Annotated in this window: 10 protein-coding genes; 5 read left to right on the top strand and 5 right to left on the bottom strand. The window is 67.6% G+C overall.

All coding sequences use genetic code 11. The features are described from left to right. Both AB4Y99_RS05375 and AB4Y99_RS05370 read right to left on the bottom strand, forming a co-directional pair. Positions 1–679, bottom strand: a 679-nt coding sequence (locus AB4Y99_RS05375; protein ID WP_441522626.1) for an amidase family protein, incomplete at its 3' end; no start/stop codon positions are given. A gap of 5 nt (positions 680–684) precedes the next feature. After that, positions 685–2274 carry a gamma-glutamyltransferase family protein gene (locus tag AB4Y99_RS05370; protein ID WP_441522625.1) on the bottom strand — a complete coding sequence of 530 codons (1590 nt, stop codon included), beginning with the start codon at positions 2272–2274 and terminating at the stop codon, positions 685–687. Between the two features lie 172 nt (positions 2275–2446). Between AB4Y99_RS05370 and AB4Y99_RS05365 the strand changes: the two genes are divergently transcribed. After that, on the top strand, positions 2447–2686 hold the full coding sequence (locus tag AB4Y99_RS05365; protein WP_038362877.1) for a hypothetical protein: 240 nt from the start codon (positions 2447–2449) through the stop codon (positions 2684–2686). A 94-nt stretch (positions 2687–2780) separates the two neighbouring features. Here AB4Y99_RS05365 and AB4Y99_RS05360 read toward each other — a convergent pair whose 3' ends face one another. The 3 genes from AB4Y99_RS05360 to AB4Y99_RS05350 all read right to left on the bottom strand — a co-directional run bounded on the left by AB4Y99_RS05360 (position 2781) and on the right by AB4Y99_RS05350 (position 6396). Then, positions 2781–3146: a DUF1850 domain-containing protein gene (locus AB4Y99_RS05360; RefSeq protein ID WP_441522624.1), complete on the bottom strand. Its 366-nt coding sequence runs from the start codon at positions 3144–3146 to the stop codon at positions 2781–2783. Further along, positions 3143–5278: a TRAP transporter permease gene (locus AB4Y99_RS05355; protein WP_441522623.1), complete on the bottom strand. Its 2136-nt coding sequence runs from the start codon at positions 5276–5278 to the stop codon at positions 3143–3145. Before AB4Y99_RS05355 ends, AB4Y99_RS05360 begins: the two co-directional genes overlap by 4 nt. A gap of 149 nt (positions 5279–5427) precedes the next feature. Further along, positions 5428–6396, bottom strand: a complete 969-nt coding sequence (locus AB4Y99_RS05350) for a TAXI family TRAP transporter solute-binding subunit (RefSeq protein WP_038362881.1) — start codon at positions 6394–6396, stop codon at positions 5428–5430. Between the two features lie 257 nt (positions 6397–6653). On the opposite strand from AB4Y99_RS05350, the gene AB4Y99_RS05345 reads away from it, so the two are divergent. The 4 genes from AB4Y99_RS05345 to AB4Y99_RS05330 are packed head-to-tail and all read left to right on the top strand — an operon-like array spanning position 6654 to position 9432. Beyond that, positions 6654–6815: a hypothetical protein gene (locus AB4Y99_RS05345; protein WP_156115940.1), complete on the top strand. Its 162-nt coding sequence runs from the start codon at positions 6654–6656 to the stop codon at positions 6813–6815. Positions 6816–6827: 12 nt separating this feature from the next. Beyond that, positions 6828–7562: a zinc ABC transporter ATP-binding protein AztA gene (gene aztA / locus AB4Y99_RS05340; protein ID WP_441522622.1), complete on the top strand. Its 735-nt coding sequence runs from the start codon at positions 6828–6830 to the stop codon at positions 7560–7562. 19 nt (positions 7563–7581) lie between these two features. After that, entirely contained in the window at positions 7582–8457 is an 876-nt protein-coding gene (locus tag AB4Y99_RS05335; RefSeq protein ID WP_441522621.1) for a metal ABC transporter permease, read from the top strand. Between the two features lie 36 nt (positions 8458–8493). Beyond that, the gene (locus tag AB4Y99_RS05330; protein ID WP_441522620.1) at positions 8494–9432 is read left to right on the top strand and encodes a metal ABC transporter substrate-binding protein; all 939 of its coding nucleotides are present in this window, start codon (positions 8494–8496) and stop codon (positions 9430–9432) included. Positions 9433–9439: the final 7 nt, after the last annotated feature.

Below are 9439 nucleotides of genomic sequence, written 5' to 3'. Positions count from 1 at the left end.
GCGCGCGCTGCACGACATTGCGCAGGATCGTTTCGGCCTCCGGCACGGCCTGGGCGAACATGTCGTCGGCCAGCAGCAGGCGCGGCACCTCCGGCAATTCGGTGCGGTCCTTGCCGAGCAGGGCGTTGCCGACGCGGGCAAAAACCTCGCCGTCGCGGGTGAACCAGCCGGGCGTGTCGAGGCTTTCCGCCAGCGGCCAGACCCGCTTCAGCGAGAGCCGGCCATGGGTGGGACGAATGCCGAAGAGCCCGCCATAGCTCGCCGGCGCCCGGACCGAGCCGCCGGTATCGGATCCAAGTGCGATGTCGGCGAGGCGCCCCGCGACGGCTGCCATGGAGCCGCAGGAGGAGCCGCCGGTGATCCGGTCCGGCGCGGCCGGGTTGATCGGCGCGCCGAAATGCGCGTTCTTGCCATTGAGCGAGAAGGCGAGTTCGTCGGTATGCGTCTTGCCGACGAAGCGGGCGCCGGCCTGCAGCAGCTCCTTCACGATCGGCGCGGTCTTGGTCTTGATGCCGGATTGCGCCAGCACGATCGGCGATCCCGCGCCCGTCGGGTAGCCCTTGACGTCGAAGAGGTCCTTCACCGCCAGCGTCAGCCCGGCGAGCGGGCCGGTCGGGCTGTGTTTCACCGCCGCGTCGGGATAGGGCACGAAGCAGCGGAACGGGTCGTCATAGGTCATGTGAATCAGATCCCCCTCGCATCGCCATCGGAACGCGGATCGTGCGCGGCCTCGACGCGGCCATTCGCATGCTTCACCAGCATGCCGGCATGGCCGAAGCCCTCGGAATAGGCCAGTCCGCTCTCCTCGACCGGATGGCCGGCGGCGTCGAGCCGCTCCAGCAGGGCGGAATCGAAGCGGCTTTCGACCTTCAGCCCGGTGGAGGCCGAGCCCCAGGTGCGGCCGAAGAGCCAACGCGGCGCATCGATCGCGGTCGCGAGATTCTGGCCGAGGCGATAGCGCGTCAGGATCTGCGCCTGGAATTGCGGCTGGCCGTCGCCGCCCATCGCGCCATAGGCGAGGATGCGCCCGTCGTCGAAGCGGGCGAAGGCCGGGTTCAGCGTATGGAAGGGCTTTCGGCCGGGCATGAGCGGATTCGCGGCGGCCTTGTCGAGCGAGAAGGAGATGCCGCGGTTCTGCCAGTGGATGCCGGTCGCCGGCAGCACGCAGCCGGAGCCGTATTCCCAATAGATCGACTGGATGTAGGAGACGGCGAGGCCCTTGCCGTCGATGGCGCCCATCCAGATCGTGTCGCCATGGCCAGGCTTCACCGGCCAGGGCGCGGCGCGCCTGGCATCGATCTCGGCGGCCTCGCGGGCCAGCATCGCCTCACCCAGAAAACGGGCGGGATCGCCGGTCGCATAAGCGGGGTCGGTGACATGGCGGTCGCGGATGGCGAGCGCGCGCTTCGTCGCCTCGATCAGCCCGTGATGATGCGCGAAAGAGTCGAGCTCGACCCGGCCGAGCCGCTCGAACAGGCCGAGAATGACGAGGGCGGCCAGGCCTTGCGTCGGCGGCGGCATGTTCCAGACCGTGAGGCCGGGCAAGGCGAGCGCGAGCGGGGCGACGGTGCGGGCGTGGTAGCGTTCGAGATCGGCGCGCGTCACCGGCGCGCCGATGCGTTCGAGATCGGCGGCGATCTCGCGGCCGACATCGCCGCGGTAGAAATCGTCGAGCCCGGCACCGGCGAGCTGCTGCAGCGTCTCGGCCAGCGCCTCCATCTTGCGATGGCTGCCGGGTTTGGGTGGCGCGTCGTCAGGCCAGAAGGTCTTGAGGAAGCCCGGCGCGGCCTTCAGCGCTTCCAGCTCGTTGGGCCGGTTGCCGCATTCGGAAGGGGACACCGCATAGCCCTCGCGGGCGTGGCGGAGCGCATCGGCGAGCAATTCGCGCAGCGGCAGGCGGCCGCCGCGGGAGCTGGAGAGGTCGAGCGCGAGACGCCAGCCCTCGACGGCTCCGGCGACGGTCAGCGCCGCTTCCGGGCCGCGCGCCGGGATGCTGTCGTAGCCCTTGTTGCGATAACGTTCGATCGTCGCGAGCGTCCCGGCCGGGCCGCAGGCCTCGATGCCATGCATCTTGCCGCCGGGCTCGTGGATCAGCCAGAAGCCGTCGCCGCCGATGCCGTTCATATGCGGATAGACCACGGCGATGGTGGCGGCCATCGCGACCATGGCTTCGATGGCATTTCCGCCTTCCGCGAGGACGGCGCGGCCGGCTTCCGAGGCAAGATGATGGGGCGCGGCGACTGCGGCCGAACCGAAGACAGGCGTATCGACCATCAGGACTTTTCAATCTCCCCATGCGTCCCCATCTGGCGCAAGGGCGCCTTCGGGGCGCGATTTTGTTGCATGGCGCGGCTGTGTCCGCTAGGTGCGTTGGGCGCATGGCGGCGTGAAGGCGCCAGTGCTCGACAATGTGTCCGCGAAGGCGGGCATTCGAAGGAAGGACAGCATGGCCGGACGGCACACCAACTGGCGCAGCCTGACCATCGTGGTTTCGCTGGGAATCCTGATCGCGGTCGAGCTCTTCGGCGTCGCGCTCGCGGCCGGCTGGGCCATCGCCGGCATGTTCGATCTCGGCACGATGTTCGAGTACATCATGATGGCCGTGTTCTCGGTCTTCGCGGCCTATGGCTTCGTCAATCTGATGCGGCGCGTGCTGAAGGTCGAGCATCTCACCACGGTCGATTGATGTAGGGCGTCATGCTCGGGCTTGACCCGAGCATCCGGCCTGAGCTCGGTCTGCGCTTCGCTCCGCCCGAGAATGACGGCGAACCTCGCGGATTTTACCCACAAACCTTCAGCGTGACCGGGTCCGCCTCGGCCGGCAGGTAATCGCTCATCGGCTTGCAGGCGCCGTCCATGCAGATGCGCCAGTCGGCGGTGGCGCCGGAGCGGCGCAGCACCACCTCGGGCAGTGCCGGCAGGGCGGGGTGCCAGCGCCAGAATCCGTCGACCAGCCTGGCGCCGTCGGGCGGGTCCATGCCGGCGCCCGAGCCCTCGATGCGGGCCTCGACGAGGACAAGCCCCGCCGGGGTCTCGCGCCAGACTTCCTCCCACAGCGTCTTCTGCACCGAATGCCGCCAGCCCAGCGTGATCTCGCCATGGCCAAGCGAGACGAGGAGCGCGCCGGCCGCAAGGCACAGGCTCATGCCGCCGCCGGTTCCGCATGGCGCGCGGCAAACCAGTGCCGAGCGATGATCGCCGCCGTCAGCACATAGCCGAGCGGGTCGCTATAGGCGAACTCGCCGAAGAGCAGCACCGCCGCGACGAAGCAGAGCACCCGCTCCACGACGGTCAGCCGGCCGAAGAGCCAGCCGATCGCCACCATGCCGAAGAGGCCGATCGCGACCGAGGCCTTGAAGGTGGCGTAGATCACCGCCGGCCAGAAGCCGATGACGTTGGCCATCGGATCTCCGGCCTGGAGCATCAGCGCCGGCGAATAGACCGCGATGAAGGGGATGACGTAGCCGGCAAGCGCGACGCGCATCGCCTCCCAGCCGATCTTGTCGGGGTTCTCCTTGGCGATGGGCGCGGCGGCCAGCGCCGCGAGCGCCACCGGCGGCGAGAGGTCGGCCATGATGCCGTAGTAGAAGGCGAACATGTGGCTGACGATCAGCGGCACGCCGAGCTTTTCCAGCGCCGGTGCCGCCAGGGCCGCGACGATGATGTAGGTCGGGATCGTCGGGATGCCGGTGCCGAGCAGGATCGAGAGGATCATCGTCAGGACCAGCGCCAGGAACAGGCTGGATTGGCCGAGCCCGATGATCCAGGCGCCGAAGGTGGTGCCGATGCCGGTCTGCGTCATCAGGCCGATGATCGTGCCGACGATGGCGCAGGCGATGCCGACCGGCAGCGCCGTCTTGGCGCTGTCGGCGAGCGCGTCGCGGCTGATCGCCAGCGTGGTGCGGCCGCCCAGGGTGAAGGCGTTGGCGAGCACGAGAAACGCGATCAGGCCGGCGACATAGCGGACATCGAGCCCCTCCTGGAAGAGCGCGGCGGCGATGAGCCCGAGCCCGATCCAGAAGATGACGCGCAGGCTCTGCCTGCTCAGGCCGGCGGCAAAGCCCGCGCCGAGCAGCAGTCCGACGGTCAGCGCAAGGCCCATCGTGCCGGCAAAGAGCGGGGTGAAGCCGTGGAACAGCATGAAGACGAGCACGGCGAGCGGCAAGGCGAGATACCAGCGCTCGCGCAGCGCCTTGAGCGGGCTTGGCAGCAAGGCGCGCTCGACGCCCTTCAGCCCGTACTTCCCGGCTTCCAGATGCACCATCCAGAAGGCCGAGGCGAAGTAGAGGATCGCAGGGATGGCGGCCGCCTTGACGATCTCGGCATAGGGCACGCCCAGGGTCTCGGCCATGATGAAGGCGACCGCGCCCATCACCGGCGGCATGATCTGCCCGCCCATCGAGGCGGTGGCCTCGACGCCGGCGGCGAAGGCGCGCCGGTAGCCGAATTTGATCATCAGCGGAATGGTGAACTGGCCGACGGTGACGACATTGGCGACGCCGGAGCCGGAGATCATCCCCATCAGGCCAGACGAGAACACCGCGACCTTGGCCGGGCCGCCGCGCGTGCCGCCGAAGATGCCGAGCGAGACGTCGTTGAAGAGATGGATCATCCCGGCCTTCTCGAGGAAGGAGCCGAAGACGATGAACAGGAAGATATAGGTCGCGGAGACGTAGATCGGCGTGCCGTAGAAGCCCTCGGTGCCGAAGGAGAGATGGCCGATGATCTGGTCGTAGCCATAGCCGCGATGGTTGAAGGGCGCGGGCAGATACTGGCCGAAGAACCAGTAGAGCAGGCAGACGCCGCACATGATCGGCAGGGCATTGCCCATCAATCGGCGCGCAGCCTCGAAGATCAGCACGATCAACAGCGTGCCGACGACGAGGTCCAGCGTCGAGGGATCGCCGTCGCGCAGGATCAGGTCGGCGTAGAAGATCCATTGATAGAGGCCGACCGCGAAGCCGAGCAGGCCCAGCGCCCAGCCGAGCAGCCGCCCGGGTGTGTCCTTCGCCCGGAAATTGGCGATGAGCCCGAAGCTCAGCAGCAGCAGGAAGCCGACATGAACGCCGCGCGCCGCCTGGCTCGGCAGGAAATTCCAGGCGGAGATCGCGATCTGGAAGGCGGCGAAGGCGAGCGCGAGGCCATAGGCCAAAAGCCCCCAGCGGCCGGGACCGAAACCGGGCGGGAAGCCATGCTCGAAATTGTCGAGATCGGCATGCTCGACCTCGCCCGGTCTTGCGCCGGAGAGGGCTTCCAACTGGTCGGTCTCGTGGGTCATGGTCCTGCTCGGCTCCGCGTCAGGCCGTCAAAGAATGTGCCGTCATCCCGGGCGACCGGAGGGAGACCCGGGATCCATGCCGAAACGGTTCAGGCATGGATCCCGGATCGGCGGGATGACCGCGAAGACGTCGGAAAGGCGAAAGACCGCTACGAACCGACCTTCAGCCCCTTTTCCTTGAGGTAGCGCGCTGCGCCCGGATGCAGCGGGATCGGCATGCCGTCGAGCGCGCGCTCGAGCTTGATGTCCTTGCCGGCGGCGTGTGAGGCGGCGAGATCGCCCAGGTTCTCGAAGATGTTCTTGGTCATTTGGTAGACCAGCTCGTCCTTCACGCCCTCATGGGTGACGAGGTAGTTCACCACGGCCGCCGTGTTCACCGCCGCGGTCTGTCCGGTATAGGTATTGGCCGGGATCGGGGTGCTGATGAAGGGCGGGCCCGCCTTGTCGATGACCGCCTTCGGAACCTCGACGACGTTGATCTCGATCGAGGTGGCGAGGTCGCGCAGCGAGGCGACGCCGAGGCCGGCCGATTGCAAGGTGGCGTCGAGCTGGCGGTTCTTCATCAATTCCACCGACTCGGCGAAGGGCAGGTACTCGACCTTGCCGAGATCCTTGTAGCCGAGACCGGCGGCGGCGAGGATCGCGCGCGCATTGAGCTCCGTGCCGGATTTCGGCGCGCCGACCGAGAGGCGCTTGCCCTTGAGATCGGCCAGCGTCTTGATGCCGCTCTCCTTCGAGGCGACGATCTGGACGTAGTTCGGATAGATCGCGGTGATGCCGCGCAGCTTCTTCAGCGGCGTCTTGAAGCCGGCCTCCTCGTCGCCCTTCCAGGCGGCGTCGAGCGAGTCGCCGAGCGTGAAGGCGATCTCGCCGCGGCCCTGCTGCAGCAGCACGAGGTTCTCGACCGAGGCCTTGGTCGCCTGCACGGTCGGGCGGACGTTCGGAATCTTCTCGCCATAGATCTTCGAGAGCGCGACGCCCATCGGATAATAGACGCCGGAGGTGCCGCCGGTGAGGATGTTGATGAATTCCTGGGCACGGGCACCCGCCGGCGCGGCGGCCAGCAGAACGGCAGCGGCAAGGCCGGCGAGGCGCCGGCCGCGGAACAGCGTTTTCATGGAAGCTCCCTGAATCTGCCCGGCTCGAACGGTGGGCTTGCCTTGAGTTGTAAGCAGGATGCCGGCCGAGGAAAAGCGCAAGACATGGCTTTCGCTTGCGCCTTTAGCCCAATTACCGAGGGTGATTCTTGCCGAAGCTCGCATCCGGCCAGGGCTCGACCCGCGTATCTCATCCCGGCAGGCTGGAGCTTCGCGAGGCGTGCACAAGCCGCGAAGATCGCTTGTGCCGTCGTCGATGTAATATTATATCGTCTCACATGGCTCACGCGCACGACCATGGCCACAGTCACGCCGCCTCGCAGGCCGTCTCGGATGATCCGGGCTGGTCGCTGTTGCGCCTGTCGGCCTGGAATCGCGTCGGGCTGGCCGCTGTCGTCGTCGTCCTGCTCTGGGCCGCGACGCTGGCCGTGATCGCCTGAAGGAAGCTCGCGTTGTCCGCCATCCGCCTCACCGACCTGACCTTGGGCTATGACCGCCATCCGGCGATCCACCATCTCTCCGGCGAGGTCGCCACGGGGAGCCTGACCGCGATCGTCGGGCCCAACGGTGCCGGCAAGTCGACGCTGCTCAAGGGCATCACCGGTACCTTGCTCCCGCTCGCCGGCGGCATCTCGCTCGCCAAGGGCAAGCGGCTCGCCTATCTGCCGCAATCGGCCGAGCTCGACCGCTCCTTCCCGATCCATGTCTATGATCTCGTTGCGATGGGCTTGTGGAGCCGCGCCGGCATCTTCGGGCGGATCGGGGCGAGCGTCGCCCACAAGGTCGAGCACGCCATCGCGGCGGTGGGGCTGACCGGCTTCGAGCGCCGGCCGATTGGCACGCTCTCCGGCGGGCAGATGCAGCGTGCGCTGTTCGCGCGGCTCCTGCTGCAGGACGCCGAAATCATCCTGCTCGACGAGCCTTTCACCGCCATCGACGCGCGCACCACCGCCGATCTGCTGGCGCTGGTCCAGCGCTGGCATGGCGAGAGCCGTACCGTCGTCGCGGTCCTGCACGACATCGAGACGGTGCGCCGGGCCTTTCCGCAGACGCTGCTGCTGGCGCGCGAGGCCGTCGCCTGGGGCGCGACCGCCGATGTGCTGACACCGGAGAACCTGCTCAAGGCGCGCCGCATGGTCGAGGCCTTCGACAGCCACGCCGCTCCCTGCCAGCGCGACGCGGCGTAACGCTTTTCCGGTCAGGCCGATGCTCTACGATCTCTTCATCGGCCCCTTCGCCGAATTCGACTTCATGCGCCGTGCGCTCGTCGGCGTGACGGCGCTGTCGGTCTCCGGCGCGCCGATCGGCGTCTTTCTGATGCTCAGGCGCATGAGCCTGACCGGCGATGCGATGGCCCATGCCATCCTCCCGGGCGCGGCCTTGGGCTATCTCGTCGCCGGCTTCTCGCTGCCGGCGATGACGATCGGCGGGCTGGCCGCCGGCTTTGCCGTGGCTCTGCTCGCCGGTGCGGTGGCGCGCGCGACGGTGCTGAAGGAAGACGCCTCGCTCGCCGCCTTCTACCTGATCTCGCTGGCGCTCGGAGTCACCATCGTCTCGCTGCGCGGCTCGGCGATCGATCTGCTGCATGTCCTCTTCGGCAATGTGCTGGCGCTCGACAACGACGTGCTGATCCTGCTCGCGGGCGTCGCGACGGTTTCGCTCACGGCGCTGGCGGCGCTCTACCGGCCGCTGGTGCTGGAATGCGTCGATCCCGGCTTCCTGCGCTCGGTCAGCCGCTCCGGCGGCTTCGTCCACCTGACGTTCCTCGCGCTCGTGGTGCTCAATCTCGTCGCCGGTTTCAACGCGCTCGGCACTCTGCTCGCGGTCGGCATGATGATGCTGCCGGCGGCGGCGGCGCGGTTCTGGACGGCGGACATCACGCGGCTGCTGCTGCTGGCGACCGGCTTCGGCATCGTCGCCGGCTATGCCGGCCTCGTCGTCTCCTATGCGGCGGGCTCGAGCCTGCCGGCCGGCCCGGCGATCATTCTCGCGGCTGGTTGCCTCTACATTCTCTCGCTTCTGCTCGGCTCGCAGGGCGGGCTTGCGCGGCGCGCCTTGATTCGGCCCCATCTTGAAAGATAGAAACGTTATATCGTTTCATTTCGAGCGGAGAGTTTCATGCCTAACCGTCGCAGCCTCGTCGCCTATCTGGTCGCGGGGCTCTCCCTCGCGGCATTGCCCACCGCCGCTTTCGCGCAGGAGAAGCTGCCGGTGGTGGCGAGCTTCTCGGTGCTGGCCGATTTCGTGAAGCAGGTCGGTGGCGAACGGGTCGGCGTGACCTCGCTCGTCGGGCCGAATGGCGACGCGCATGTCTATTCGCCGACGCCGGCCGACGCCAAGGCGATGGCGGCGGCTAAGCTCGTCGTCATCAACGGCCTGCATCTCGAAGGCTGGCTGCCGCGCCTGATCAAATCCTCCGGCACGAAGGCGACGGTCGTGACCGCGACCAAGGGCATCAAGCCGATCGAGGCGGCCGAGGAAGAGCATGACGCGAAGGGCGGGCACGGCCACGATCATGGCCATGACGATCCCCATGCCTGGCAGGACATCGCCAATGCCCGCATCTATGTCGCCGATATCCGCGATGCGCTCGGCGCGGCCGATCCGGCCGGCAAAGCGGTCTACGATGCCAATGCCACGGCCTATCTGGCCAAGCTCGATGTCGTCGAGGGCGAGGTGAAGGCGGCGGTCGCGCGCATCCCGGCCGACCGGCGCAAGGCGATCACCACGCACGATGCCTTCGGCTATTTCGTCAAGGCCTATGGCATCGAATTCATCGCGCCGCAGGGCGTCTCGACGGAATCCGAGGCCTCGGCCAAGGACGTCGCTCGCATCATCCGCCAGATCAAAGCGCAGAAGGTGCCGGCCGTGTTCCTCGAAAACGTCACCAATCCCCGCCTGATCGAGCAGATCGCCAGGGAATCCGGCGCCCGGATCGGCGGCACGCTCTACTCCGACGCGCTTTCCGACGCCTCGGGCCCGGCGGGGACTTACATCGACATGATGAAGCACAATATAAGCGAGATCGAGAAGGCGCTCGCCGCCGGCCCGGCCTGACGGCGAG

This window comes from Allobosea sp. TAB14, assembly GCF_052113865.1.
Taxonomy (GTDB): Bacteria; Pseudomonadota; Alphaproteobacteria; order Rhizobiales; family Beijerinckiaceae; genus Allobosea; species Allobosea spartocytisi.
The sequence above is the reverse complement of the archived record's forward strand: the minus strand, read 5'-3'. Positions and strand labels throughout refer to the sequence as shown.

What these genes read in the sequence shown, in the direction of transcription:
- AB4Y99_RS05365 (WP_038362877.1), top strand. Translation starts at nt 2,447, where the DNA reads ATGGCCGGACGGCACACCAACTGGCGCAGCCTGACCATCGTGGTTTCG.
- AB4Y99_RS05370 (WP_441522625.1), bottom strand. Translation starts at nt 2,274, where the DNA reads ATGGTCGATACGCCTGTCTTCGGTTCGGCCGCAGTCGCCGCGCCCCAT.
- AB4Y99_RS05355 (WP_441522623.1), bottom strand. Translation starts at nt 5,278, where the DNA reads ATGACCCACGAGACCGACCAGTTGGAAGCCCTCTCCGGCGCAAGACCG.
- AB4Y99_RS05345 (WP_156115940.1), top strand. Translation starts at nt 6,654, where the DNA reads ATGGCTCACGCGCACGACCATGGCCACAGTCACGCCGCCTCGCAGGCC.
- AB4Y99_RS05335 (WP_441522621.1), top strand. Translation starts at nt 7,582, where the DNA reads ATGCTCTACGATCTCTTCATCGGCCCCTTCGCCGAATTCGACTTCATG.
- AB4Y99_RS05330 (WP_441522620.1), top strand. Translation starts at nt 8,494, where the DNA reads ATGCCTAACCGTCGCAGCCTCGTCGCCTATCTGGTCGCGGGGCTCTCC.
- AB4Y99_RS05350 (WP_038362881.1), bottom strand. Translation starts at nt 6,396, where the DNA reads ATGAAAACGCTGTTCCGCGGCCGGCGCCTCGCCGGCCTTGCCGCTGCC.
- AB4Y99_RS05360 (WP_441522624.1), bottom strand. Translation starts at nt 3,146, where the DNA reads ATGAGCCTGTGCCTTGCGGCCGGCGCGCTCCTCGTCTCGCTTGGCCAT.